32 protein-coding genes and 1 tRNA gene are annotated in these 25,338 nt (G+C 54.7%); 17 read left to right on the top strand and 16 right to left on the bottom strand.

Features of this window, described 5'->3' with window-relative positions; translation table 11 throughout:
- Window position 1: 1 nt before the first annotated feature.
- Entirely contained in the window at window positions 2-307 is a 306-nt protein-coding gene (locus H142_RS0105995; RefSeq protein ID WP_017931204.1) for a hypothetical protein, read from the top strand.
- Here the strand turns inward: H142_RS0105995 and H142_RS0105990 are convergent.
- Together H142_RS0105990 and H142_RS14590 are read right to left on the bottom strand one after the other, a co-directional pair.
- Window positions 304-1,242 (bottom strand): bifunctional riboflavin kinase/FAD synthetase, encoded by a 939-nt coding sequence (locus tag H142_RS0105990; protein ID WP_017931203.1) that lies wholly within the window; start codon window positions 1,240-1,242, stop codon window positions 304-306. The genes H142_RS0105995 and H142_RS0105990 overlap by 4 nt on opposite strands.
- Before the next feature lie 11 nt (window positions 1,243-1,253).
- Window positions 1,254-1,706, bottom strand: a complete 453-nt coding sequence (locus H142_RS14590; RefSeq protein WP_017931202.1) for a MaoC family dehydratase — start codon at window positions 1,704-1,706, stop codon at window positions 1,254-1,256.
- Window positions 1,707-1,805: 99 nt separating this feature from the next.
- Between H142_RS14590 and H142_RS0105980 the strand changes: the two genes are divergently transcribed.
- Window positions 1,806-3,029 (top strand): MFS transporter, encoded by a 1,224-nt coding sequence (locus H142_RS0105980; protein ID WP_026147833.1) that lies wholly within the window; start codon window positions 1,806-1,808, stop codon window positions 3,027-3,029.
- A gap of 113 nt (window positions 3,030-3,142) precedes the next feature.
- Here the strand turns inward: H142_RS0105980 and H142_RS0105975 are convergent, their stop codons facing one another.
- The 5 genes from H142_RS0105975 to H142_RS0105955 form a co-directional block, all read right to left on the bottom strand.
- Window positions 3,143-3,478: an endonuclease domain-containing protein gene (locus tag H142_RS0105975; RefSeq protein ID WP_017931200.1), complete on the bottom strand. Its 336-nt coding sequence runs from the start codon at window positions 3,476-3,478 to the stop codon at window positions 3,143-3,145.
- Window positions 3,479-3,567: 89 nt separating this feature from the next.
- Complete coding sequence (locus tag H142_RS14585) at window positions 3,568-4,410, bottom strand: TIGR01459 family HAD-type hydrolase (RefSeq protein ID WP_017931199.1); 843 nt, start codon at window positions 4,408-4,410, stop codon at window positions 3,568-3,570.
- Between the two features lie 2 nt (window positions 4,411-4,412).
- Window positions 4,413-5,033 carry a peptidylprolyl isomerase gene (locus tag H142_RS14580; RefSeq protein WP_017931198.1) on the bottom strand — a complete coding sequence of 207 codons (621 nt, stop codon included), beginning with the start codon at window positions 5,031-5,033 and terminating at the stop codon, window positions 4,413-4,415.
- Between the two features lie 38 nt (window positions 5,034-5,071).
- Window positions 5,072-5,266: a hypothetical protein gene (locus H142_RS16795; protein WP_156811900.1), complete on the bottom strand. Its 195-nt coding sequence runs from the start codon at window positions 5,264-5,266 to the stop codon at window positions 5,072-5,074.
- A gap of 5 nt (window positions 5,267-5,271) precedes the next feature.
- The gene (locus H142_RS0105955) at window positions 5,272-5,847 is read right to left on the bottom strand and encodes an HNH endonuclease (RefSeq protein WP_051048575.1); all 576 of its coding nucleotides are present in this window, start codon (window positions 5,845-5,847) and stop codon (window positions 5,272-5,274) included.
- 204 nt (window positions 5,848-6,051) lie between these two features.
- Between H142_RS0105955 and gluQRS the strand changes: the two genes are divergently transcribed.
- From gluQRS to H142_RS0105930, 5 genes are all read left to right on the top strand, one after another.
- Entirely contained in the window at window positions 6,052-6,933 is an 882-nt protein-coding gene (gluQRS, locus tag H142_RS0105950) for a tRNA glutamyl-Q(34) synthetase GluQRS (protein ID WP_017931195.1), read from the top strand.
- A 79-nt stretch (window positions 6,934-7,012) separates the two neighbouring features.
- Window positions 7,013-7,666, top strand: coding sequence for a histidine phosphotransferase ChpT (gene chpT, locus H142_RS0105945; RefSeq protein ID WP_033315048.1), 654 nt, complete (start codon window positions 7,013-7,015; stop codon window positions 7,664-7,666).
- Between the two features lie 120 nt (window positions 7,667-7,786).
- A complete protein-coding gene (locus H142_RS0105940) occupies window positions 7,787-8,755 on the top strand; it encodes a hypothetical protein (protein ID WP_017931193.1) in 969 nt (322 codons plus the stop codon).
- Window positions 8,752-9,117, top strand: a complete 366-nt coding sequence (locus tag H142_RS0105935; protein WP_017931192.1) for a response regulator — start codon at window positions 8,752-8,754, stop codon at window positions 9,115-9,117. Before H142_RS0105940 ends, H142_RS0105935 begins: the two co-directional genes overlap by 4 nt.
- A 3-nt stretch (window positions 9,118-9,120) precedes the next feature.
- On the top strand, window positions 9,121-10,020 hold the full coding sequence (locus H142_RS0105930; RefSeq protein ID WP_017931191.1) for a CheR family methyltransferase: 900 nt from the start codon (window positions 9,121-9,123) through the stop codon (window positions 10,018-10,020).
- Here the strand turns inward: H142_RS0105930 and H142_RS16790 are convergent.
- Complete coding sequence (locus H142_RS16790; RefSeq protein WP_156811899.1) at window positions 10,015-10,368, bottom strand: hypothetical protein; 354 nt, start codon at window positions 10,366-10,368, stop codon at window positions 10,015-10,017. The genes H142_RS0105930 and H142_RS16790 overlap by 6 nt on opposite strands.
- Window positions 10,369-10,957: 589 nt before the next feature.
- On the opposite strand from H142_RS16790, the gene H142_RS0105915 reads away from it, so the two are divergent.
- The 3 genes from H142_RS0105915 (at window position 10,958) to H142_RS0105905 (ending at window position 13,642) form a co-directional block, all read left to right on the top strand.
- Window positions 10,958-11,272, top strand: coding sequence for a GIY-YIG nuclease family protein (locus H142_RS0105915; protein WP_026147831.1), 315 nt, complete (start codon window positions 10,958-10,960; stop codon window positions 11,270-11,272).
- A 597-nt stretch (window positions 11,273-11,869) separates the two neighbouring features.
- Window positions 11,870-12,535 (top strand): hypothetical protein, encoded by a 666-nt coding sequence (locus H142_RS0105910; protein ID WP_017931187.1) that lies wholly within the window; start codon window positions 11,870-11,872, stop codon window positions 12,533-12,535.
- Entirely contained in the window at window positions 12,536-13,642 is a 1,107-nt protein-coding gene (locus H142_RS0105905) for an XRE family transcriptional regulator (protein WP_026147830.1), read from the top strand.
- Between the two features lie 118 nt (window positions 13,643-13,760).
- On the opposite strand, the gene H142_RS0105900 is transcribed toward H142_RS0105905, so the two are convergent.
- Entirely contained in the window at window positions 13,761-14,798 is a 1,038-nt protein-coding gene (locus H142_RS0105900) for a succinylglutamate desuccinylase/aspartoacylase family protein (RefSeq protein WP_017931185.1), read from the bottom strand.
- 7 nt (window positions 14,799-14,805) lie between these two features.
- Window positions 14,806-15,711 carry a 30S ribosomal protein S6--L-glutamate ligase gene (rimK, locus tag H142_RS0105895; protein WP_017931184.1) on the bottom strand — a complete coding sequence of 302 codons (906 nt, stop codon included), beginning with the start codon at window positions 15,709-15,711 and terminating at the stop codon, window positions 14,806-14,808.
- A 167-nt stretch (window positions 15,712-15,878) separates the two neighbouring features.
- On the opposite strand from rimK, the gene ggt reads away from it, so the two are divergent.
- Window positions 15,879-17,669: a gamma-glutamyltransferase gene (gene ggt, locus H142_RS0105890; RefSeq protein WP_017931183.1), complete on the top strand. Its 1,791-nt coding sequence runs from the start codon at window positions 15,879-15,881 to the stop codon at window positions 17,667-17,669.
- Window positions 17,670-17,671: 2 nt separating this feature from the next.
- Complete coding sequence (locus H142_RS0105885; protein ID WP_017931182.1) at window positions 17,672-18,421, top strand: 16S rRNA (uracil(1498)-N(3))-methyltransferase; 750 nt, start codon at window positions 17,672-17,674, stop codon at window positions 18,419-18,421.
- A gap of 34 nt (window positions 18,422-18,455) precedes the next feature.
- Here H142_RS0105885 and H142_RS0105880 read toward each other — a convergent pair whose 3' ends face one another.
- From H142_RS0105880 to H142_RS0105870, 3 genes are all read right to left on the bottom strand, one after another.
- Window positions 18,456-19,130 (bottom strand): hypothetical protein, encoded by a 675-nt coding sequence (locus tag H142_RS0105880; protein WP_017931181.1) that lies wholly within the window; start codon window positions 19,128-19,130, stop codon window positions 18,456-18,458.
- A 50-nt stretch (window positions 19,131-19,180) separates the two neighbouring features.
- A complete protein-coding gene (locus H142_RS0105875; RefSeq protein WP_017931180.1) occupies window positions 19,181-20,212 on the bottom strand; it encodes an aspartate-semialdehyde dehydrogenase in 1,032 nt (343 codons plus the stop codon).
- A gap of 118 nt (window positions 20,213-20,330) precedes the next feature.
- Window positions 20,331-20,705: a hypothetical protein gene (locus tag H142_RS0105870; RefSeq protein WP_017931179.1), complete on the bottom strand. Its 375-nt coding sequence runs from the start codon at window positions 20,703-20,705 to the stop codon at window positions 20,331-20,333.
- 22 nt (window positions 20,706-20,727) lie between these two features.
- On the opposite strand from H142_RS0105870, the gene H142_RS0105865 reads away from it, so the two are divergent.
- From H142_RS0105865 to H142_RS14575, 4 genes are read left to right on the top strand one after another with little or no spacing between them, the layout of a single operon-like run.
- Window positions 20,728-21,225, top strand: coding sequence for a hypothetical protein (locus H142_RS0105865; RefSeq protein ID WP_017931178.1), 498 nt, complete (start codon window positions 20,728-20,730; stop codon window positions 21,223-21,225).
- Window positions 21,225-21,683, top strand: a complete 459-nt coding sequence (locus H142_RS0105860) for a hypothetical protein (RefSeq protein WP_017931177.1) — start codon at window positions 21,225-21,227, stop codon at window positions 21,681-21,683. The genes H142_RS0105865 and H142_RS0105860 overlap by 1 nt, the downstream gene beginning before the upstream one ends.
- 3 nt (window positions 21,684-21,686) lie before the next feature.
- On the top strand, window positions 21,687-22,160 hold the full coding sequence (locus H142_RS0105855) for a hypothetical protein (RefSeq protein ID WP_017931176.1): 474 nt from the start codon (window positions 21,687-21,689) through the stop codon (window positions 22,158-22,160).
- Window positions 22,153-22,512, top strand: a complete 360-nt coding sequence (locus H142_RS14575) for a hypothetical protein (protein WP_017931175.1) — start codon at window positions 22,153-22,155, stop codon at window positions 22,510-22,512. The genes H142_RS0105855 and H142_RS14575 overlap by 8 nt, the downstream gene beginning before the upstream one ends.
- Window positions 22,513-22,558: 46 nt before the next feature.
- Here the strand turns inward: H142_RS14575 and trxA are convergent, their stop codons facing one another.
- On the bottom strand, window positions 22,559-23,497 hold the full coding sequence (gene trxA / locus H142_RS0105845) for a thioredoxin (RefSeq protein ID WP_017931174.1): 939 nt from the start codon (window positions 23,495-23,497) through the stop codon (window positions 22,559-22,561).
- Between the two features lie 59 nt (window positions 23,498-23,556).
- Window positions 23,557-24,063: a prolyl-tRNA synthetase associated domain-containing protein gene (locus H142_RS0105840; protein WP_017931173.1), complete on the bottom strand. Its 507-nt coding sequence runs from the start codon at window positions 24,061-24,063 to the stop codon at window positions 23,557-23,559.
- 189 nt (window positions 24,064-24,252) lie between these two features.
- Here H142_RS0105840 and H142_RS0105835 point away from each other — a divergent pair.
- Window positions 24,253-24,327: transfer RNA gene (locus H142_RS0105835), tRNA-Gly, on the top strand.
- A gap of 134 nt (window positions 24,328-24,461) precedes the next feature.
- Here H142_RS0105835 and H142_RS0105830 read toward each other — a convergent pair.
- Window positions 24,462-25,337, bottom strand: a complete 876-nt coding sequence (locus tag H142_RS0105830; RefSeq protein WP_017931172.1) for a tetratricopeptide repeat protein — start codon at window positions 25,335-25,337, stop codon at window positions 24,462-24,464.
- Between the last annotated feature and the right edge of the window lies 1 nt (window position 25,338).

Raw genomic sequence — 25,338 nt, 5'->3', positions numbered from 1 at the left:
CATGACCCAAATTGATCCAAAGCCGCGCGCATCACTTGCCGGAAAGATTGTCGTTCTCGGCATGGGCTTTGCCATGGTGCTGGCCTATTTCCTGATGGAAAGTCAGGGTATTATGGCGCAGCGGCGCGTGCTTATTCCGTTTGCGATCACGCTCGTCATTGCGCTGGCCGCTATGTATGGCGCTATGCATTTGGCTACAAAGATGAACGCGACGCGGCGCGGACGCATGATAATCAGCAGCTTTTTCATCATGCTTATTTTAATTATGGCGCTCGCCGCATTTTATATGTCAGGCATTGGCTTTTAGCCCGCGCCGAGCACAGCCCGCGCGCCGCGCGCATCTTTTTTAATTTGCGCCGCCAGCACGTCAAAGCTGTCAAATTTCTGCTCAGACCGGATGAATGAGCGAAAGCGCACATCCACCATTTGGCCGTAAATATCGCGGTCAAAGTCAAATATATGCGCCTCAAGCCGCGCCTCTGTGCCGTCCACTGTCGGGCGCGTGCCTGTATTGGCCACAGCAGGCCGCCAGATATCCTCACCGTCAATGCGTAGCTCGACAGCATAAACGCCGAATTTGGGCCGCATCAAATCGGCAAAACCGACATTGGCCGTTGGAAACCCGATCGTGCGGCCGCGTTTCGCGCCTGTGCTGACGATGCCGTCCACTGTCCACGGGCGCGACAGCATATGGGCGGCATGAAACACATCGCCGTTTTTAAGCGCCTCGCGGATTTCCGTGCTGCCATATTTACCGTAGAATTTGTGCAGGCCGACAGGCTCACATCCGCTGACGTCAATCCCGCGCGCGGCGCAATGAGCGCGAAGGCTGTCAAAATCCCCGACGCGGTCACGGCCAAAGCGAAAATCATCGCCGACCAATATATGCGCCGCGCCCAGACCTTTGTGAAGAACTGTTTCGACGAATTCTTCGTCGCTCATATTCTTCAGGTCTGCGTTGAAATTAATCTCGTAAAGACGGTCCACGCCGAGCTGCGGCAAAATATGAGCGCGGCGGCGCCCGCTCATCAAGCGAAAGGGCGGGCTGTCCGGGGCAAAGAACCGGCGGGGATGCGGGGTAAATACACCGATCGCCAAAGGCAAGCCGCGCTCAAGCGCGATGTCTTTGGCCATAGCAATAACGGCTTGATGGCCGCGGTGCAGACCGTCAAAATTACCCAGCGCAATCACGGCGGCCTGGCCTGATACCGGCACGGCGCGATAGTCGGAAAATATGTCCATGTCGGCTCCCGCTAGTCGCGGCGGCTCGTATCGCCCTCGGGGCGTTTCGGTGCCAGCACGCCGCAATCGCCGCGAATGAGCGTTGCGCCGTCAGCTATGCATTTCACCCGCATTTTGATGCGGCCCGTGCGCTGGTTAATGTCTTCGACTTCCGCGACAGCTGTGACGATATCGCCCAAAAACGCCGGCTTGCGGAATTTCATATTCATTTCCAAAAATATCGAGCCCGGTCCGGGCAAGTCATTGCCTAAAATGGCGCTAATCAAGCTGGCGGTAAAGGCGCCATGGGCAATGCGGCGGCCAAAAGCCGTCTTCGCGGCATAGTCCTCATCGACATGGATCGGATTGAAATCGCCGGACAGACGGGCAAAAGTATTTACAGCCTCATCCGTAATTTCCATCGTCTTCTCGGACGTCATGCCGATTGACAGCTCGTCCAAATAATATCCGCGTTGATAGCCCATTACTCACCCCGTAAAAGTTCGGGCCACAATAGCGGGGCCGTTTAATCTATCAAGCCGTAATACGTTGATAAATTGCCGCCGCCCGTTTATGGCCGCGTCATGGAGCGCGGCGCACGATTTTCATCTTTCAGGCATAGCGCCTTCAGGCGCTATTTTGCCGCGCGGTTTATAACGGCCTGCAGCACGCAAATCCTCGCAACCGTCGTGGCCTTTGAGATTTGGGAGGTCACAAGAAGCGCCGCTATGCTCGGTATGATCGGATTGGTGCAGTTCCTGCCGGCCCTGCTGCTGGTCATGGTGACAGGACTGGCCGCCGATAAATTAGGGCGGCGCGCCGTGATGGGCACGTCAATCGGGGTGGAAATGCTCTGCGCGCTATCGATTTTGGCTTTGGCGCTGACAGGCAATTTCCGCGCCGTGCCCGTGCTTGGCGTGCTCGTGATATTCGGTACGGCGCGGGCTTTTTTCTCGCCGGCCTCATCTTCGCTGGTCGTTAATCTGGTGCCCAAACCCGACTTTGCCAACGCCATAGGCTGGGTCACGCTGACCTGGCAGCTCGCCTCGATTATCGGCCCGGCCATTGGCGGCGTACTGCATCTGTTGAGTGCCAAGCTGGCTTTCGGCATTTCGGGCGTCTTGTTCGCGGTTAGCATGACGCTAATATTCTCTATTCCCAAACCGGAGCAGAGCTATGAGACAAAAGCGAATAGTTGGCACACGCTGACGGAAGGCTTTCGTTATATTTGGAAAACCAAAATCGTGCTGGGCGCAATTTCGCTGGATTTATTTGCCGTGCTGCTCGGCGGCGCGGTCGCCCTGCTCCCTATTTATGCCGACGAGATTTTAAATATCGGCAAGCTCGGCAATGGCCTTCTGCGCGCCGCGCCGGGCGTCGGCGCCGTGACCATGATCGGGCTTTTGCTGATATTCCCCATTCGCGATCACGCCGGTAAAATCCTATTTGTGACGGTCGGGCTATTTGGTCTGGCGACGGCCGTGTTCGGCATATCCGCTCTGCCCTGGCTGTCCGTTCTCGCGCTCATCGCCGTCGGGGCTTTTGATATGATCAGCGTGTATATCCGCGAGATATTGCTACAGCTTTGGACGCCGGATAATGTGCGCGGGCGGGTCAATGCGGTGAACTCCATTTTCCTTGGCGCGTCTAACGAGCTTGGCGAAGCGCGCGCCGGATTCATGGCCGCCCGCCTCGGCGCCATACTCACCGTCGCCGGCGGCGGCGTGGCCGCAATCGGCGTCGCGGGTCTATGGGCTTATTTATTCCCAGACCTGCGCAATGCACGGCGGTTGGAGAAAGAGGAGTAACCTCTTCTATCCGCTCATCCCAGCGTAGGCTGGTAAATATAAATCAAAAAATTTAAGATCATCGTCCCTCTCCCTAACGGGAGAGGGTGCCCGACAGGGCGGGTGAGGGGAGATTATTTCTGGCCTAAAAATTGTTTCATATCATAGAGGACTTGGTCGACATCGTCGTATATATCTTCATTTCTAATTCGCCAAATACGGTAATCATAGCGCTGCATTATTTCTGTACGGGCGTCATCATACGCAATATTTTCGTTATGTTGGTGGCCGTCTAATTCAATAATTAATTTTTCATGTTCGCAAACAAAGTCTGCAATATATTTATCAATCGGAACTTGGCGTTTGAATTTTAATCGGCAAAATCGTCTTGATCTGATTTTTTGCCAAAATATAGTCTCAGCATCACTCTGCGATTTACGTAATTGTCTAGCGAAGCTAACCCTGTCCATTATGTCCCCTCATCCGCCCTGCCGGGCACCTTCTCCCATTAGGGAGAAGGCCAATCACCGAGAGATTTTATCAAAAACATAAATATCCCCTACCACTCCAAACTGCCCATCACGTAGCGCGCGGATATACCGTGATCGCGGATGAGATCGAAGGCGGCTTCGCTATTGGCGGTGTCCATGCCGTCAGCAATGAACAGGCAGTCAAAGTTTTCATTTTGCGCGCCGAGCAGGTCAGTGTGGATATTATCGCCAATAGCGAGGATACGCTCCGCGCCCGGGACATAGCCCAGCACTTCTTCGAGCCAGGCGCGCGACAGGCGGTAAATCGGGCTGTGCGGTTTGCCTGCATAAATCACTTCGCCGCCCATATCTTCGTATTTTTGCGCCAGTGCGCCGCCGCAATAAATCATGTGATCGCCGCGTTTAACGCGGATGTCAGGATTAGCGCAAACCATCGGCAAGCCATTGTCGCGCGCCTGTGAGAGCAGCTCGGTATAATCATCGGGCGTTTCGTGATCATCTTCAAACAGGCCGGTGCAGGAGATAAATTCCGCCTCGTCCAGACCGCTGAAATGCAGCTCCAGGCCTTCATAGATGCGGTCATCCCGGTCGGGGCCGAGTTTGAACACCGGACCGGGCGCACGGCGCGATAATTCGTCAATAGTGGCGTCGCCGCTGGTGACAATGGCGTCGTAAATACCTTCGGGCACGCGCAAATCGTCGAGCTGTTCCGGGATAGCGCGGCTGGGGCGCGGGCTGTTGGAGACAAGCACGACCGTGCCGCGCGATTGGCGAAACCGGTTTAGCGCTTCGCAGGCTTCGAAAAACGGCACTTTGCCATTGTGAATAACGCCCCAAATGTCACAAATTAAGACGTCATAATCGTCGGCGATTTGGCCGAGACCGGATATAGGAATAAAGTCTTGAGCCATATTTATTTTCGCTTTGCTGAAATGATAGTAACCGGCTGCGCCAGCATTTGATGGGGCGGCATTTCGGGATGCCCGTTCACATCGGTTGGCCGCGCCTGTATAGCGCGCACAATATCCATGCCTTTCGTGACCTGGCCAAAGACGGCGTAGCCCTGTCCGTCGGGATTTCGCGTCCCGCCATGATCGAGAAATTTATTCTCGCCAATAGAGACGAAGAAATAGGCTGCGCTGGCTGTATCGGGCGCGTCGCGGGCAAGTGACACGGCCCCGTCATGATGGGTCAGGCCGGTTTGCGAGGTCGGTTCGTGATCAACCTCAGGCATAAGCCGCGCCAGATCCAGCCGTCCGCCCTGCACAATATTCATACCCATGTCGAGATTGTCATTATCCGGGCGCACGACGCGGTAAAACCCCTGTCCGTCATACAGGCCTTCATCGACATAATAGAGAAAATCAGCGGCGCTTTTCGGGGCCTTATCTTCATAGACTTCAATCTCGATCACGCCCTGATCGGTTTGCAGCTGCACAACCGGATTGCCCGAGCAGGCGGCGAAGAAAAGGGCGGATAATGTGAGGAGAAAAGAGCGCATGGAGCCGTTTATATTAGCGCTGGCGATTTGCATAGGTTGCCTTGATGATTTCGGCCTGTCGTGAAAAGCCGTTAATTGCCGCGGCGGTCAACCACTTTAATTGCGACGTCGACAAAATAGAAAATAATCAAACTGCCAAATAAGGCAAAGAGCGGATGACGCAACATCAGGAAAAGCCCGATGAAGCTAACCAGTGCCGCGATTATAGCGTAAGGATGGATGCGTTTATACATAATCAGAATATAGGGTCGACGCGGCCGAGTCACAAGGACTAACGTTCCAATTCAACGTCCCAGTAAAGATAGTCCAGCCAGCTTTTATGCAGATAATTCGGCGGGAAGCGGCGGCCTTGGGCCTGCAATTGATGCATGGTCGGACGAAACGGCTTTCTTTGCATCGTCATGCCCGCCCCGCGCGGGGTGCGGCCGCCTTTTTTAAGATTGCAGCGCGAGCAGGCCGCGACAATATTTTTCCAGCTGGTGCGTCCGCCGAGACGGCGCGGCAAAACATGGTCAAAGGTCAGTTCCTGTCCGCTTGCGCAATAGACGCATTCAAATCCGTCGCGCAGAAACAGGTTAAACCGCGTAAAGGCGGGGTCGCGCCCCTGGCTGACAAAGTCTTTCAGGCTGACCACGCTGGGTAGCGGCATATGGAAATTCGGGGAGCGCACAATATGGTCATATTCGCTGACCACATTCACGCGGTCGAGAAATACGGCCTTTACCGCATCCTGCCAGTTCCACAGGGAGAGCGGGTAATAAGAGAGCGGCTGAAAGTCGGCATTTAAGATCAGGCAGGGATAGGCGCCGGAGGTCACCGCATCAGGCTCGGCAATCGGGTTGGCCATAATATGGTCGCCGCGCATTTCGCGGCTGAGCAGCGGATTATTGATCAGTCCCATTAGCCGGCCGCCTGCAAGGCAAATGCCGAACCTGCCCGGCGCGCAATCAAATTTAACGCGCGGCGCATAGACATGTGATATATGTGGTTATGACAGCAACTGAAGACGAATATCCTTTTGATCATCCTATTTAGAATCAATAGCTAGCCTATGTCACAGTTTTTTGACAAGCCAAATAAATACGCCGCTGTGCGTAAAAGCGGAGCCGTGCGAACGCGCTTTGCGCCGTCGCCTACGGGATATCTGCATATTGGCCATGCCCGCGCCGCTTTCGAGGCGTTTGATTTTGCGCGCGTCATGGGCGGAACGTGCCTGCTGCGGATCGAGGATATCGACCATATACGGTGCAAGCCGGAACTGACGGACGCCATATATGACGACCTGTCATGGCTGGGCTTTGCGTGGCCGCAGCCTGTGCGACTGCAAAGCGCGCATTATGAAGATTATGCCGCTGTCATTGAAAATTTGCGAAAGCGCGGATTAATTTACCGCTGTTTTAAAACACGCCGCGAGGTCGATGCTCTATCTTCAGCCGGTATATATACGGGCGAAGCGGACTTTGATGAAGCCGCGCGCCTGCTTAGCGCAGCGCCATTTGCTTGGCGGCTGTCTATGCGGGGGGCGCGCCATGAGCTAGGGGCGGGTTTTGATAAGCTGACCTATTACGAAAGCGCGGCCTTTAACGCAGCAGAGCCGGGCTGGCGCGCCGCAAATCCGGAGCGCTTTGGCGATGTCATTCTCGCGCGCAAGGATATCGGCGTGTCCTATCATCTGGCTGTGACCCATGACGACGCGCTGCAAGGCATCAGCCATATCGTAAGAGGGACAGACCTGGTCGACAGCACCGATATCCATGTTTTATTGCAGGTCTTGATGGGCTGGCCTGTGCCGGATTATCATCACCACGGCTTGATATGCGATCAAGACGGCGAAAAACTGGCCAAGCGTAAAGCCAGCACCGCCATTGCTGAGCTGCGCGCCGCTGGCCACAGTCCCGCAGCGGTGTTGGCCATGGCCGGAATTACCCCATGATCTACGCTTGCTATAGGCGCGCAAATGCGCCTAACACATTGGCACGCATGGCCTGCTGACCCGCATGACTGAGGACTTTATGAGCGATCCCAAAAAACTGACCCCTGCCACATTGGCCGCGCTTTTATGCGCGCGGATTTGCCATGACCTGATCAGTCCGGTCAGCGCGCTGGGCGCGGCGCTGGAAGTTTTTGACGATGACGATAATGCCGATATGAAAGAGGACGCGATGGATCTTATTCGCGTCAGCTCGCGGCAAGCGGCGGACAAGCTGCAATTTCTGCGCCTGGCCTTTGGCGCGGGCGGCTCGGCGCCGGGCGTCATCGGCACGCAGGAGCTGCGCAATCTGACCGAAGGTATGTATGGCGAAGGCAAAGCCAGCCTACGCTGGAAACTGCAAACCGACGGCCTGCCCAAAGCGCCGGCGCGGCTTTTGCTGAACCTGACCATGCTGGCCGTGCAAGCCATTCCGCGCGGCGGCGATCTGACCATTGAGGCGACAGACCAAGGCGGTATGTCCCGCCTCACCCTGACCGCCGAAGGCCCCAAAGCCCGCCTCGCCGACGCCGTTGTCGCGACCCTGTCCGGCAAAGCGCCTGACGATGGCTGGGATGGCCGCACGGTGCAGCCCTTTTATACCGGCATGATCGCGCGTGAAGCCAAAGGCCGCGTTGAAGCCCGCATAGACGGAGACCGCGTCGTCTTTACCGCGCTGATTCCGTCCGAATCCTAAGCCTGAAATAAACCTGCCCGCGGCGGCAAATTTTAGGCCGTCCTTAACCAAATCTACCCATGTTTTGACCCATATTATGTCGGGCGCGCCATTGCGCCTGCGCAGAGGTGAAAACGCAACATGTTCAAAGCCGAACGCGAATTTGTAAAAACGTCCCGCGCGCATCTTGATGTGCTCCGCGGCGCGCTGCCGCTTTTGCAGTGGCAGATCATTATCGGAGCCTGTGATATTCTCACCCAGAGCGCACAATCCGTCCGCGCCCGCGGCATCGCTCTGGCCGCCCGGCAATGCGGCGCAGCAGCAAACGCCGAAAATGAAACGCTGTGCGCGCATATGCTCACAGCGCTGGTCACGCTGACCGACCAATATGCAGCCGGACTGGCCGAGATCGATACCCGGGAGGCCACCGCGATTTATGCAGAGCACACGCCGCAAAGCGCGGGCCACCCGCACCCCGCCTCGCCTCTGCCTGACACATCCGGCGCCGCGCGCGAGCGGCTGGCCAATGTCATCCATCTGGCGACAGAGACGGAGCGTCCGGCCCTGCAAAAGCTGATCGCCGTGTCGCGCGCGGCCAATGACGCGGCTATGCCCGCGCCGCGCGCCGATATCGCCATGCAGCCTTTCGAGGCGCTGATGCTGCCGGTCACCAATGCCGCGCTGTCATCCGCCCATCATCACGGCCTGCGTGTCAGCCTGTCCTATGAAGGCCATGACAGCGAGCTGTCCCAGGCCCTCGCGCCGGCGCTTGAAACCGCCTTGTGCACCCTGACGCGATACCGGATTGAAACGGCGCTGCGCCGCAATCCCGCGCGCCTGCATCACATGTCCCTGACCGCGCAGCAAAGCGCCTCCGGCCTGACCGTGCGTTACGCTGATGGCGGCGCAGCGGAGCAAAGCGCAAGACTGGACGAGCTGCCCGATATTGTCGCGCTTGACGCGATTGGCGGCTGGCTCGCCAATGACGGTGACGCGATTATTCTGCACTGCCCGCTTCGCCCGGCGAGCGCCATGCCCGCCGGGCCGCAAGCGCATGACGCGCCGCAAGAGCCGTCTCTGGCCGATACGATGATGGAGGCCCTGGCATGAAAAAATGTCTCGTTGTCGATGACAGCAAAATGATCCGCCGCGTTGCCGGACGCATTCTCAAAGACCTCGATTTTGAATCCGCGGAAGCCGAAAACGGTGAAGAAGCGATGAAATTTTGCCGGCTATCCATGCCCGACGCGATATTGCTCGACTGGAATATGCCGATCATGGACGGCCTGTCCTTTCTCAAAGCCTTGCGCAAAGCTCCGGGCGGCGACGCCCCTGTCGTGGTATTTTGCACCGCCGAACGCGACGTGGATAAAATCATCGAAGCAATGGAAGCGGGCGCGAATGAATATGTCATGAAGCCGTTTGACTCGGACATTATCGAGTCCAAATTCGCAGAGGCCGGGATCTTATAATCCATGGCTGCCGCGCTCTCCCTTACCCCCAGTTATTATGAGGCGCTTCGCCGCCTGACGCTGGAATTGACCGGCGTCGCGCTGGGCGATGACCATCATTTCGCCATTGAAACGCGGCTGTCCGCGCTGGCCCGCCGCGAAGGTTTTGGCAGCCTGCATGACATGGTCGAAGAGCTGTTCGCGCGCGGACAAACGCGTCTGGCCGTCAATGTCGTCAGCGCGCTTTTGGAACGCGAGCGCCGCTTTTTCGACGACAAACCCGGCATTGCGCTGCTGACCGATTATGTCATTCCGCAGCTTATGGCCGGATATGGCGGCGCGGATCTGCGCATTTTGGTGTTTGGCTGCGGATCGGGGCAGGACGCCTATTCGCTGGCCATGACGCTGGACCGGCTCGAATCGCAGATGACCGGATTGCGCACCCAGATCGTGGCCGTCGACTATCCCAGCTGGGCGCTCGAGCGGGCCAAGCGGGGCAGCTACACCCATTTCGAAGTGCAGCGCGGATTGCCGATCATGGATTTGGTGACCTATTTCACCCGCAACGGCACAGATTGGCGCGTTAATGATTTGCTGTCCGGCCGCGTCGAGTTCACAGATTTCCACCTGCTGTCCAATCCCGAAGCCCTGGGCAAATTTCATATCATCCTGTTCGGCAATGCGCTGGGCCATTACAGCGCGCCCGCCCAAGTGCGCCTGCTGCGTAATATGGCGCCGATCACTCTGCCCCATGGCTATTTAATGCTCGGCGATTATGACAAATTATCCGATATGAATTTTGGCTATGACCGCGTGGACGGACGGGCGGGGCTGATGAAAAAGCGCGAAGAAATCAAGGCCCCTGTCGATCCTTATGCGGGCCGCAAACGCCCGACCGAGCGCACCAGTTTTAATAATTTATAGCGTTTCCGCTTCTGCCGCGCCCCCGGCGTCTGCGGGCGGCCACCCCGTCTCGGGATAGGCCGCATAATCCGGCACGGGCCGGCCCGCTTCAATGCGGTCCGTCAACTCTAAAAGGCGCCCGATAAACCGCTGGCGGTCTTCGGGTGAGGGCGGCGGCAGATCTTCATACGCCAGATATTTGGGCGGCCAGTCGCGGGTCTGCGACTCCAGCTGCGCCAGCCGCGCTTTCTCGGCGCGCAGCTTGACCATGACCAGTTCCTGCGCGGGGGGCAGCGCAGATCGCCCGCAAGCGGGACAGACCGTCTGTGAGGGGCCAGAGTGTTTTGATGATTTATGGTGTCGCGTCATAAAGACCTCTTTAAATATGGCGCAGGACGAAGCCCCGCGCGCCAACAAAGGGCGGCGTCTATCCGGCTGGCGGAGAGACGCCGCAATATAGGGCTCTACCGCGAAGCGATCTCCTTGCCGGAGACCGAGGGGAATATGTTTCGCAAAGAGACGCTTCGCGGTCGGTATCTCACGGCCCTCTCTTGTCAGAGCGCGGGCTCGCGCTAAGATATGCGGCCCCGGCGGAGCCACACTCCAAACCTGTTTGATGTGAGCCGTAACCTCACCTCGCCCAAATCCAATACCGCTCCCCTGCGAGTTTCGAACGTCGACACCCGGCCCTGACGCAAAAGAGAATTATAAAGTACGGGAGTTTTGAGGGGCGGGGATGCATTAAATATTTGATCCAATGAATCAAATACTTAATGCGCAAAGCCGCGAGGATGAATATCCGAGCGACATTATTGTCTAGCAAAGGTTTTATGGGGAGAAGGTCAGGGTAAAGGTGTGGCTTTGAGACTTCGAGAAACCTTATTCCCACCTCAACCGTCATCCGGTGCGCCGGTTCAACTCTGGCTTGACCAGAGGATCCATCTCGCAATAATGAGCCATGCAGCCCTGTGTTTACATGATGGCCTCCAAGCGCCGCGGCACAATTTATATCGGCGTCACCTCTGATTTGGCCTCGCGTGATTGGGAGCATTGGTCGCGCGCAAATCCGAAGAGCTTCACGGCCCGCACCAATGCCCGATACCTTGTGTGGTATGAAGAGCATGAGATTATGACCGACGCCATTCAGCGCGAAAAAAGCCTGAAGCGCTGGTATAGGGACTGGAAAATTGAGCTTATCGAAAAGACTAACCCCCAGTGGCATCCCATAAACCCTGACACCGGAGAATTTATGTATGACGGGGATTGGAGCTAGATCGGTTTTGGTTATCGCGGTCCGTTTGAATCATACTCTCGAAGCACGGTGCGTGAGGAGAGATGGATCCTCGGGTCTGGGCCCGAGTCGAACCGGCGCACCGGATGACGGTGGTGGGGGTGTAAGCTCAAGTACAAAACTGAGCCTCACCCGCCCAACAGGTGCCCCCCCCCCCTGCGCCGTCACCCTCGGGCTTTTGACCCGAGGGTCTATTGCTCAACACCAACTGTGTTTAAAAAGCGAAGAACGAGAGGAGCAGCTAATAAACGCAACCGTCAATTATGAGACGATAGATGGATCCTCGGGTCTGGGCCCGAGGATGACGGAGAGTTGGGAGTGTAAGTCTAAGTGCAAAACTAAGCCTCATCCGCTCCGGCGGCCCGGCTGAGGCCGCGCGCAGCGCCGGAACTCGCAGGATATAGTCGCGAAACACCCACCCCTCCCGCTCATTCCAGCGGAGGCGGGAATCTAAAGCCTCACGTACCGCATTCAAACGCTCTGGATCCCTACCCACGCTAAGGAGTGTAAAAAATAATATTATCTATTGACCTCTTCCTGTTTTTAAACCACAAATGTGTTAGAAAAACAGGAAGACTTATGACAGCTACAGCAATTATCGTCGATGACCCAGCACTAGTAGAGCAGCGGTTGGAACAACTTAATCTCGAACTTAAGCCTCTTCTTGATGTACTCGCACACATAGTCTCTCATAAAAGAGGTTTAACCTTGGATCATCCAACATGGATGATTGGTATTTCTGCGGCAGGTGAAGGCGTATATATGCTAAGAACGCTGCTACGTACAAGAGGCTGGATGCGGGAAGAGGAAAGCAGTTTTGAACTGACGGTTTATTCTGATGACAATCAAGACTTAGCTCTAAACATAGCGAAAGGAACTTCAGCTGTTGGCAATAGCGAACTTAATGTAGAAACAGCTTATTCTCGCGGCCCGCAAACTGTAAATGCTGTGGACTGCAATGCACAGCTGATGTTTGATCTTCCGCCGCCGCCAATAAACGAAATTGAAACTGCAATGAATTCCGATGGGCGTCACACTTGGTATCTATTGTATTATGTTGAGGGCAATAAAATTAAAGGTGAGCTATCATTGCCACTTGGGCTGTCGGCCGACAAGCACATAGCGGATTGGCATGAAAGAATTATCCTGCCTGATGTTAATATAGATGATCACACACCTACTTCGGCTGCTGTAATACCTAATGAATCGGTCGTAAGTATTACACGCAAGAAACGTTCGGTATAAGTGCTATTTAATCCAGAAAACTTGAAAATTGGAAGAAAAAGACGAGGAGTTAATAAAACAGAATTAGCGACTCTCGTTGGCGTCGATCTACGCTCTGTATCCGCATGGGAGGCTGGAACCGCAGCTCCTTTAGGTGATAACTTACTTCAATTATCAGAAGTTTTAAATTTGCCGCCGGAGTTCTTTTCAAACTTCAAAGGTCAAATGCCTGAACCGGAACAAGTTAGTTTTAGAGCAATTTCGAAACTTACTGCCTCTAAGCGTGACATGGCTTTAGCAACAAGTTCAATCGCGTTCTCTTTTTCCAATTGGTTAGAGCAAGCTTATAATTTACCAGTCTTCGATGTTCCAGATTTGCGAGATATAAGTGACCCAACTGAAGCCGCACAAATTTTGCGTAATGAATGGGGTCAAGGCAATCAACCTATTTCAAATATGATTCATCTACTTGAGTCTAAAGGCGTAAAAGTTTTCTCATTGGCCTTGGACATGTTGGAGGTAGACGCTTTCTGCACATGGCGTAATGAAACTCCTTTCGTTTTTCTGAACACAAAAAAGTCTAACGCGAGAAGAAGATTTGATGCAGCACACGAGCTCGCTCACTTAGTTTTGCATAGACACGGTAATTATTCTGGCAGAGAGACAGAAAGAGAAGCTGATCAATTTGCATCTGCTTTTCTAATGCCTAGAGATGGAGTTATTCCAACTAAACCTCGACTTTTAGATATTAACAATTCGATCAAGGCAAAACAGGAATGGGGAGTTTCTCTAGCGGCTTACGTCGTAAGGATGCATAGTTTAGAGCAAATTACGGAGTGGCAATATAGGTCTTTATTTAAGCAACTCAGCCAACGAGGGTACAGAAAAAAAGAACCTTATGATCACCAGAAAGAGCAATCGAAATTGTTAGAATTTGTTTTAAATGACTTACGCTCAGAGAATATATCTTTGGCCAAAATAAGTAATGAATTACAAGTTGGAGAGAATGACTTAATTGAATTATGTTTTGATTTAGTAACTATTGGACTTCCTTCCAATCCAAGTCCTAAGTTAAACAATAAAAATATAAAAAACCATATTTCAATAGTTGTAGACAATACTACATAAAACCGCTCAATTTTATGAAATACATTTCTTACAAAAGTTGTAATAAAATTTTACTCTAATTTCGCAGTGTTTTTATAAAATATAGGCATCTTAGCTCTAACTTCGAGTTTACCCCCCCCTAAACAATCTCAATGCCGTCAAAGAGCGGGTCGACTTCGGCGTTTTGGACGCGGGTTTCGATTGTGGTTTCGGCGTCTTCGAGGTCATCGACGCGGGCGACATGGAACAGGGCGTCGCCGCGATTGACAATGGGAAGGTTGGTGCGTCCGATAATAACGCCCGAATAGCGGGCCAGCACATTGGCCTCGACCTCGCCCAGCGGGCCGGAAATGCTGGCAATCACCGCGCCTTTTTCAACCACATCACCGAGGCCGTGCGCGGCGCGCATCAGGCCGCTAATGGGGGCGCGCACCCAATGGCTGGAGACGGGCTGGACGGGGGTGACCCTGCGGCTTGACGGTTTTAATTTGGGCAGCATGCCGATATAGCGCATCACGCCCAGCGCGCCTTTAACGCCGATGCGCACCGCCGTTTCGTCAAAGCGAAGCGCTTCGCCGGACTCATACAGTAGCATGTTACAGCCCACGGTCTTGGCGGCTTCGCGCAATGAGCCGTCGCGTAAATTGGAGTTAAGCATGATCGACGCGCCGAAGGCGACAGCCATATCTTTGACCACCGGATTGGCGAGATTAGCCCGGATCTGCGGCAGGTTTTCACGGTGGATCGCGCCGGAATGCAGATCGAGGCCAAATTCGCATTTGGACACGATCTCTTTCATAAAGGTATAGGCCAGCTGTGAGGCCGGAGAGCCGGACTCGACCCCCGGAAACACCCGGTTTAGATCGCGTCTGTCCGGCAGATAACGTGACATGCCCAGAAAGCCGTAATTATTGACAACCGGGATTAAGATGAGCGTGCCCTTGATCCGCGACAGGGTTTTCATCCCCGCAAGACGGCGGATAATCTCGACGCCGATAATCTCGTCGCCATGAATGGCGGCGCTGATGAACATGGTCGGGCCGGGTTTTTTGCCGTGAATGACCATGGCTTTGAGCATCATATCGGTATGATCGGCGAGCCGGCTGAGCGGGATCATAACGGTGTCGCGCGTGCCCGGCTTGATTACCGCATCGCCGATTTTAAACGGTTTTGACATTGCGGGCCTAGCCTTTGCCTTTGGTCTTGGTTTTATTGGGCGCGGCATTTTTTTCGATAAATTGAATGATTTTTGTGGCCACATCAATGCCGGTGGCTTTCTCAATGCCTTCCAATCCGGGCGAGGAATTGACTTCCATCACGACAGGGCCGCGCGAGGAACGCAGCAGATCGACGCCGCAGACATTCAGGCCCATGGCCTTGGCCGCAGCGGTGGCTGTCTCGCGCTCTTTGGGCGAGATTTTAATGGATTTGGCCGAGCCGCCGCGATGCAGATTGGAGCGAAACTCGCCCTCTTCGCCTTTGCGCAGCATGGCCGCAACGACCTTGCCGCCAATGACGAGGCAGCGCACATCTTCGCCGCCCGCTTCTTTGATAAATTCCTGCACTAAAATATTGCTGCCGACCCCGCCAAAGGCTTCGATAATACTCTCGGCCGCGCGGTCGGTATCGCTGAGCATGACGCCGATCCCCTGCGTGCCTTCGATCAATTTAATCACGACAGGCGCGCCGCCCAGCCGCTCGATGATTTCGCGCGGATGATTGGTTTTATGTGCAAACATGGTGCGCGGAAGACCGATGCCGCGCTTGCTTAGCAGCTGCAGGCTGCGCAGCTTATCGCGCGAACGGGTAATGGCGACGGACTCGTTAACCGGATAAGCGCCCATAACTTCGAACTGGCGCAAAACCGCCGTACCGTAAAATGTCACTGACGCGCCGATACGCGGAATGACCGCGTCATAATGCGGGAGCTCCTGGCCTTTATAGACGACCTTCGGCTCTCCCGAGGCGACATCTATCAGGCAGCGCAAATGGTCGATCACATCCATGGTGTGACCGCGCGCCTGCGCCGCCTCCACCAGACGGGTATGGGAATAAAGTTTCGCGTTACGGCACAATAGGGCAAGTTTCATATATATCTCCAATAGGGCATGCTAGCACAGCCCGCGCGCCTTATGCACGGTATATCGGGCGCGTCACGCGGATATATCTACGCCTATATTTGACCGTCATACCGCCCGACTTTACCCTTCCCTCACAGCGCGGGCGGCGCTATTCTGGCGCAAATAAGGATAGATATATGACCCTGAAATCCGCGCTTCTTAGCGTTAGCCTGACCGCCCTCTTTTCTATGGGCCTGACCGCCTGCGCGCCCGCCCCGCACGATGTCGACACAACAGCGCCTAAGGAGAGCCGCGTTGTCAATCCTGACAGCGTCATGGTCGCCGCCGCCGATCCGCGCGCGGTTAGCGCAGGGCTTCGCGTGCTTGAAGAGGGCGGCACAGCGGTGGACGCCGCCATTGCCGTGCAAAGCGTGCTGGGTCTGGTGGAGCCACAAAGCAGCGGCATAGGCGGCGGCGCATTTCTGATGTTTTATAATGCTGCCGACAAATCCGTGACTATGTATGATGGCCGCGAAACCGCGCCTATGGCGGCGGATGAGGGCCTGTTTTTAGACGCAGATGGCAACCGCCTGCCCTATGTGCAGGGCATTGCGTCGGGTAAATCGACGGGCGTGCCGGGCGCGGTGGCTATGCTCGCTATGGCGCATGACGATCATGGCCGCTTGCCCTGGGCGCGCGCCTTTAAGGATGCCATCACATTGGCCGATGAGGGGTTCATCGTCTCCCCGCGCATGGCCGGATCGCTGGCGCGCTCGACGCGCTATGGCCTGCTCAATGACCAAAAAGCGGCGCGCGATTATTTCTACCCCGGCGACGGCGAGACGCCGCTGCAAGACGGAGAGCGCCGCACCAATGCGCCCTACGCCGCCACATTGCGCGCTATCTCAGCCGATTACCGCGCGCTGTATGAGGGCGACATTGCCCGCGCTATCATTGCCGCCACGCGTGACGAGCCGCGCCCGGGCGGGCTAACCGAAGCGGATTTCGCCGCCTATACACCCGTGCGCCGCGCCGCGCTATGCAGTGATTACCGCGCCTATAGGATTTGCGGGGCGCAGCCGCCCAGCTCCGGCGGCGTGGCGACGCAGGCGGTCATGGGGCTGCTGTCTAATTTTGATATGCGCGAAAGCCGTGATGACGTTCAAGGCTGGCACAGATTTATCGAAGCCTCGCGCCTCGCCTATGCCGACCGGGACCACTATGTCGGCGATGACCGCTTTGTTCAGGTGCCGATCGCCGGCATGCTGAACACGAATTATCTGGCGCTCCGCGCGGCTAAAATCCAAGACGACGCCGTTATGGCTAAGGTGGAGGCGGGCCGCCCGCCGGGCGCAGAGCAGGCCGGCAAAGACGCGACGCCGGACAGTCCCGGAACATCGCATTTTTCTATTCTCGACAGCTATGGCAATGTCGTGTCGATGACGACAACAGTCGAGGGCGGGTTTGGCAGCCAGCGTATGGCGGCGGGCATGATCCTCAATAACCAGCTGACCGATTTCTCCTTTGTCTCCGTCGATGAGCAGGGCCGCAAAGTCGCTAATCGCGTCCAGCCTGGCAAGCGCCCGCGCAGCTCTATGGCGCCGACCATTATTTTGAACAAAGACGGCGGCGATTTTTATATTGCCACAGGCTCGCCGGGCGGCAATTCGATTATCGCCTATACGGCCAAAACCATGGTCGCCCTGCTGGATTGGGACATGACCCCGCAGGAGGCCGCTAATTTGCCCAATGTTATCGCTAGAGGCGAGAGCGTACGGATTGAAGAAAACCGTATGGACGAGGCGACCTTAAGCGCGCTGGAGATTATGGGTCACGACATTCAGCGCAGCCAGGGCGAAGCGTCCGGCATCCACATTATCCGCAAAAATGCGGACGGCACGCTACAGGGCGGCGCCGATCCGCGCCGCGAAGGCGTAGCGTGGACATTATCTGATTTAGACGCGCAAACCGATCTTAATCCGAAATAACGATGCGCGAAAATTACACCCTGCCGCGCCTTTATGTGGACGCGGATTTGACCGCAGGCGCGGGACTGTTGCTTGACCGCGCGCAAAGTCATTATCTGTCGAGCGTGATGCGCAAATCTGTTGGGGACAGCCTGCGCGTGTTTAACGGGCGTGACGGCGAATGGCTGGCGGAAATAACCGACGTTAACCGCAAAGCCGCGCAGCTCAAAATCGGACTGCAAAGCCGCCCGCAAACCACGCCGCCCGATATCTGGCTGTGCTTCGCGCCGGTGCGCAAAGCGCGTAATGCCTTCATCGCAGAGAAAGCCGCCGAGTTGGGCGCAGCGCGGCTTCAGCCAGTTCTGACAGAGCGTGTGCAATTTCCTAAAATGGGACTGGAAAAGCTGGAGCTGACCCTGATCGAGGCCGCGGAGCAGACAGAGCGGCTGGATATTCCGGCGCTCGTCGATACAGTCTCGCTCGGTAAATTACTCGATGAGTGGGATCCAAAACGGGCGCTGATCTTTGCGGACGAGGCCTCCTCGAACACAGAATGGGAAGCAAAGCCCGCGCTTGAGGCGCTTCCGAACTGCCCCGCCCCCGCCGCCATCTTAATCGGCCCCGAAGGCGGGTTTACCGATGCCGAGCGCGCTAGATTGCGGGACTGTGATTTCGTGACGCCGGTGTCGCTCGGACCGAGGATATTGCGCGCCGATACGGCGGCGCTATCCCTGCTGACGCTCTGGCAGGCGGTGCAGGGGGATTTGGGTTAGTTAGCCCGCGCGCCCTGAAAAGGTATTCTAAAAGTCAATCTTCATTCTTTTTTGAAGGATTTTCTTTCGTGTCAGGGAGCATGTTTGGATAAAGACGGTCTTGATTTTTCGAAGATAACATCATCGACCTGTGCATGTGTCCCATTAGTTCTCCATCTTTTCCATAAACTACACCTGTTCTAGGTAAGTCCGAAATTTTCTCGCCGTCAATATTCATTTCGATCATGAAAAAATTTAAAAAACCAATGTCAATTGAAAGCTGATATATTGAATCTAAATCTTCATTTCCAGAGTACGCACCTTCTGGTTTGTCGCCATAAATTTCCAGACCAAAGGGATTAGTATGGTTGTAGTCCCAAATCCCATGTATTAGCTTATTTCGTTTTTGGGCAGCTTTTGCCATGTCCTTATGTAATTGTTGAAGATTAGATATTGGCAGTTCATGCTCATCAAGCAAACTTATGAGTTTGTTAAATTGTTGCAGCCTTTTTTTGAATGCGAAGTTCTTAATACCCTCTGGTGGTTCAATTTGTATAAGTCTATAAAACCTTAGGCATATTTCCGACAAAACATGCTCTAAAAATGACCATTGAATTGAAACCCGCCCCAGTGCGGCGTATTCGATTTCCGATAATTCAAAAGTTATGTGCGGTACAATGCCATCATCATTTAGAGGAATTGCATATTGAAAAGCGGGTAATTTATCCATTAAATATCCTCTAGACTCAAAGAGATCAAAGAACTAACGATCAATTAAATTTAAACCCTACCCAGCCGTCCTTTAAAGCCGCGATTGACCATGGCTTCGGCGATTTGGACGGTGTTCAGCGCCGCGCCTTTGCGCAGATTATCCGACACAATCCAGAGATTGATGGTGTTGTCTTGCGTGCTGTCATCACGGATGCGCGAGACGAAGGTGGCAAATTCACCGACGCAGTCAATCGGCGTGATATAGCCGCCGTCTTCGCGTTTATCGACCACCATCAAGCCTGGAGATTCGCGCAATATGTCGCGCGCTTCGTCCGCGGTGATGTCGTTTTCAAATTCAATATTGACGGCTTCAGCATGGCCGACAAAAGTCGGAACGCGCACGCAGGTTGCGGTCACTTTAATCTTGGGGTCGAGAATTTTCTTGGTCTCGACATTCATTTTCCATTCTTCTTTGGTCTGGCCGTCAGCCATAAATACGTCGATATGCGGAATGACGTTAAAGGCGATTTGCTTGGGAAAATTATGCGGCGCTAGCGCGTCATTGGAATAAATGCCTTTGGTTTGCAGCCACAGCTCGTCCATGTTTTTCTTGCCGCCGCCGGAGACGGATTGATAGGTGGACACGACAACGCGCTTTATTTTGGCATGGTCATGAAGCGGCTTTAACACCACAACCATCTGGATCGTCGAGCAGTTTGGATTGGCGATGATGTTCTTCTTTTTATAATTCATCGCCGCGTCAGCATTCACCTCGGGCACGACCAAGGGAACATCGGGATCCATGCGAAAGGCCGAGCTATTGTCGATCACAACCGCGCCGGTGGAGGCAATTTCGGGTGACCATTTTTTGGATACATCACCGCCTGCGCTCATCAAAACGAGATCGACTTTGTTAAAGTCAAAGGTTTCCAGATCGTAGCATTTCAGCGATTTGTCACCAAAACTGACTTCGCGGCCAATGCTTTTACGTGAGGCCACGGCATAAACCTGGCCAATATCCAGAGCGGATTCAGACAGGATTTGCAGCATTTCGGTGCCGACATTTCCAGTCGCGCCGACGATTGCGTAATTCAGGCTCATAATATGTCCTTGGATGGGGTTAAGCGGGCGGGCTTGCGGGGCGCGCTTTAGGCGATTTTCGTACCTTGCGCAATGTTTTGCCTGCAGTGACGGCGATAATTCGCGGCGGTGGAATATTTTACCGCGGGCGGCGCACCCGCCACAGCAGCGCGCCGATAACAATGAAAAAGAAAAGTCCCGCGCCAATCTCTGCCAAAGACAATCCCATAAAGACTGGCGCCGACACCGCATAAAGCCAGTTCTGATCTGACGCGCCGTCGCCGGATAAAACCCGAACGCCGGCAATTCCCAGCGCGGCCAGAACCAATGCGCCGAGAACGGAGAGCTGCAGCATAATCACGACGAGACGGAAGTCTTTCTTATCTTGCTGCGCGCGGCGGGCGCGGGCGGCGCGGCTGCGGCGAAAAACGCGGTCTTTGCGGCGTACGCGCGGCGCATCAGGGTTTACTCGCGGCGCGGGGGGGCTTTCGGATTTGTTACTTTGGCCTGTCATTAAGCTATGTTACGCTATCGATATGAGATTGACGAGTACGCTTTCACAGTTTTTGCGCGTCGCAGCTATCTTTGTAGCCGCGTCCGGTTTTGCCGCTCCGGCCCATGCCGGCGAGCCGACACAGGATATTGATATCCGCCCGACCGGAGAGCAGGTGACGGGCGAGAGCTTAAGCGCCGCTTTTTCAGGCGTTACCCATAAGGGCAGCTACGCCATATTGCGCGAAAACACCGGAACGAAAGACTATACCGAAACCACATTTTCCGACGGAACCGTCACCTATAACGAAGGCGATATGGTCGCGACCGGACAATGGCGGCGCTTTGGCGAGCGCATCTGCTATTCTTACGAACAAGACCATATGGCCGGCGGTTGTTTCTATGTCTACCAGGTTGGCAATTGCTATTATTATTACGGCAGCAATGCTGCCGGGATTATGGGCGCGCAAGACGGCCTGTATTGGATAGCGCGCTCCGTCAAAACCGGCGAGACCGCCAGTTGTGATCCGGTGATCGGCTAATGCGCGCGCGGCTCTTGATCCTTACGGCGTGTCTTTTCGCGATGCCCGCTTCAGCGCAATATACGCTCAATGGCGCAGAAGATATGACGCTGTTATCAGGCAAGCAATTGCGCGAAGCCTTTGCCGGAAAGACCCATTACGGCACTTATAAAGACGCGCGCGAGGAAACCGGCACAGACAGTTTTACCGAAAAGATGGGTGTGGACGGGCGCACAGATTACCGCGAAGGCCCGATGCGCCTGAAAGGCTATTGGGATATTCTGGTCGACGATGTCATGTGCTTTGAATATGAAAATTTTCCGGGGCGCCACTGCTTTCGCATGTACCGCTCCGGCACCTGTATTTATGGATATAACCCGCGCGATACCACGGCGCTCGGCCCTGTTAATGCCAATGCGTGGAGCGTTAAATCCATCCGCAAAGGCGACGTGTCGACCTGTGATGATTTGATTGGATAGGTCATGCGGGGTTTATTAAGCATTGCTTTGCTTCTGCCCTTAGTCTCCGTCATTCCCGCTTTTGCGCAGGACATGTCCCATGTTCCTGACCCGGCGACGTTAGAGCGGCTGCGCGGCGATGAGTTGCGCGCCGCCTATTCAGGTAAAACGATTTACGGCGTCTATAAAAACCCGACGTCGCGCAGCGTGACGAAACAATTTACCGAAACCATGGGAGCGAACGGCACAACAGATTATCGCGAGGGCGATTCTCGCTCCGGCGGCATCTGGTATATCGAAAATGATCAAATGTGTTTTGAATATGATGAGCAGGGCCGCGCCTTTGCTCATTGTTTTTACGAATTTCGCAGCGGGTCTTGCCTTTATAGCTATGATAATGTCACATTTGCGGGTGACGCCCCGCTCAATCCGGCAAATTGGGGCAGTAAATCCGTCGCCAATGGCGACTATTCAACATGTGAAGATTATTATGGCTAAATTTAAAACCGCGTCCGCGCTTATACTTTCCGCGCTCTGGCTTGGAGCCTGCGCAGCGCCCGGGAATGGGGCTACGGGGAATGGCGCGATGAGTGAAAAGGCCGCCTGTCAGGCCCAAGGCGGCAGCTATGGCCCCGCAGGTTTAGCCGGTATGGATTATTGTAATTTATCCTATAGTGATGCGGGCCAGGTCTGCACGGATAGCGGTCAATGTGAGGGCCGCTGTCTGGCCAATGATTTCGACGCGGCCGGCTATGACGCCACAGGCCAATGCGAGGCGGACACCAATCCGTTTGGCTGTAATAGCGAGATCATTGGCGGCGAGGTCCAGCCCGGCCTGTGTGTGGATTAAGCCGGGTTTTAATTAAAGATTGCCCGCCAGGGGCAATCCTCTCAGCCTAGGCAAATAGGATTGAGGATAAGCGCGCACGTCCGTCACGGGCCAGCTCGCTCTCGCTGCCTTCAGCCTGAAATAATGTCAGCAGGAATTTTCGCGCCGCCTCATCATCATGGGCGCGGTTCTTCGCCACGGCGTAAAGACAATGATCCATCGCCGCCCCGTTATCGCCTGTCGCGGCCAGCGCTTTGGCGGCCTCAAGACGTGCGTCCAGATCATCGGGGTTCGCCTCGACCTTGGCCAAAGCCGCTGTTACAGCAGGATCAGCTTGCGCCTCCCCCTCATCAATAGCGTCGCCGTCTTCGTCGCCTTCGCGGCCGCTGCGCAGATCGAGCGCGGCGCGCACTGACGCCAGGTCGGGATGGTCAGCCACTTCTTCGGGCGCATCGGTTAGCAAAGCCCGGGCCTCATCCATTCCGCCACTCTCTAAATAAACACGCGCCAGCGCCGCGCGCGCGCCGGTATGCTCGGGATGGACATGAATGGCCTGCGCCAGATCCTGCGCCGCGCCGCCAATATCGCCGGATTGCAATGTGCCCATGGCACGCGAAAACAGCGCCTCGGCTTCCTGCCCGGTATCCGCTTCGCCGGTCAGGCGCGCGACAAATTTCTTCAGCTCAGACTCAGGCTGTCCGCCCATAAATCCGTCAACAGGCTGTCCGTCTTTAAAGGCAAATACGGCCGGAATGGACTGCACGCGCATTTGTCCGGCAAGCTCTTGGTTATCGTCAATATTGACTTTGACCATTTTAACTTTGCCCTCTTGGGCGCGCACAACGCGCTCCAATACGGGCATAAGCTGTTTACACGGCCCGCACCACGGCGCCCAAAAATCGACAATCACCGGAACATCTTTAGACGCCTCAATCACATCCGCAGCAAAGCTGGCTGTATCAGTGTCTTTGATCATATCGGTGGAAACGGGGGCTGCATCATTCATAATAAACCTCTTTATCTATCTGGCTTATGTGGGCGCGCCCGGCGCGCTTGCAAGGGCTATTAAGGTGATGGGGTCGCAGAAAAATCAATTACAAGCGGGTCATGTCCGGTGGAGCGCGCAAAATGCATCATATCCGCGCTGCTGATGGCGGTCGTGGCTGTGTTCTGCAGCGGATGAAAATTCACAATTTCGCAGGCTGCCAGCGCGGCATCGATCACAAGCCGCACTTTTCCGCCTGCATCATTCATCAGGCCGAATAACGTCACTGAGCCGGGGGTCACGCCCAGCAGGCGGGTCATATCCTCGGGCTTGCCAAAGGAGAGGCGCTTTGTCCCGATCTGCTTATGGAGCTGATTGACCTCAATCGCCGTCCCGCCCAGAGCGCAAACCAGAACATATTGCCCGTCTTTGGATTTTAAAAACAGATTTTTGGTATGTCCGCCGGGCAGGCGTGATTTGATGTCCGCGCCCTGCTCGACGGTGAACACCGCCGGATGGTCATGGGTTTGATGCGATATGCCCATATCGGTGAGCTGCGCCAGACAGCCCTGTTGCGTTGTGATCATAATCCTACTCCGCGCTTAAAGGGGGCATAGCGCAATTCGCGGCCGCGGTGAACGGCCAAATCGGGCTGCAGAAACTTTGGCTTTGCCGTAAAAGCGGCTTGATTCTACAGCTACGATTTGACATATACCGCGCTCTTGCAGCTCCCGTTTGGCTACGGATTACCCATGCTGCATATATAACGTCTAAGAGCGGGCGTAGCTCAGTGGTAGAGCACAACCTTGCCAAGGTTGGGGTCGTGAGTTCGAATCTCATCGCCCGCTCCAGACTTAATCCTATATTTCAGATCTTTATGTGCTTTCGTGGTGAAGCTTAATTGGTGTACATTGCTATTTAGAAGCAGGTAGTGGCGTGAATTAGCGTCGTATTTGACTCTCTTAACCTTGCTACGCATCTATTCCTAGGGCGGCGACTTTGAAGCGTCCAAATTTGCTTGCGCCTGGGGCATATGAACAGGACTGAGAACTAATGCCTCTTCAAACATACGGCGCGCTAATGTTGTGTGGCCGTTTTGAAGCGCAATATAGCCGGCATCATTTAAAAGTATCGCAGATAATTCCGGTGTTAAGCCCGCAAAGGCGCGGTCATAATTTTGTTCGAGCGCAAAGCTCAGGCGGCGATTATTATCAAAAATCATGACGCCGGGCTTTAAGCTTAGGGCTTGATTAAATTTTTCCCGCGCCTCGGCGTAGCGGCCCTGCATCATAAGCGATACGCCCATATTATTAATTGTCGGCGCGCGGTCTGCGCCGGTTCTTAAGGCTTGCACATAGCTCTCCACAGCCTCGATCCACCGGCCTTGACTGTCTTGATACCGGCCCCGTGCATTCCAAAGACGGTGGTCGGCCAGATTAACAATAATCGCCTTATTAATGTCTCGCTCGACAGTCTTCGTTTTTCCCAGAGCAATTTCGACCAAGGTTTGACCGGCTAAGCGCGGCGCGCTGTCCGGCGCTTGGGCATAGTGTTCAAACGCGCTCTGAAAATTGGACAGGGCAAGCGCGCAATCCCCCATTTTCAGGTGAACGGTTAAGTCTGAGGGATCATCCCAGTGTAGCGTCTGCAAGGTTTCATAAGCCTTGTCACATGCGTTATTTTCAACAAATAGGTGAGCTTGCATAAATAAATTCTTACGCTCTTCGGCACTAAGGTGAGGCGTTTCGACCCGCCGCACATCGATTTTTGTATCAGGCGCCGATGCATCTATTTTGGATAGAGTGGAAGAACTGGCGCAGCCTGCAAGAAGAGTTGCAAAAATTATAAAGCTATAGCGCATT

Source organism: Robiginitomaculum antarcticum DSM 21748, from assembly GCF_000365025.1.
Classification (GTDB): domain Bacteria; phylum Pseudomonadota; class Alphaproteobacteria; order Caulobacterales; family Maricaulaceae; genus Robiginitomaculum; species Robiginitomaculum antarcticum.
This window is presented reverse-complemented; position numbering and strand designations above follow the sequence as displayed.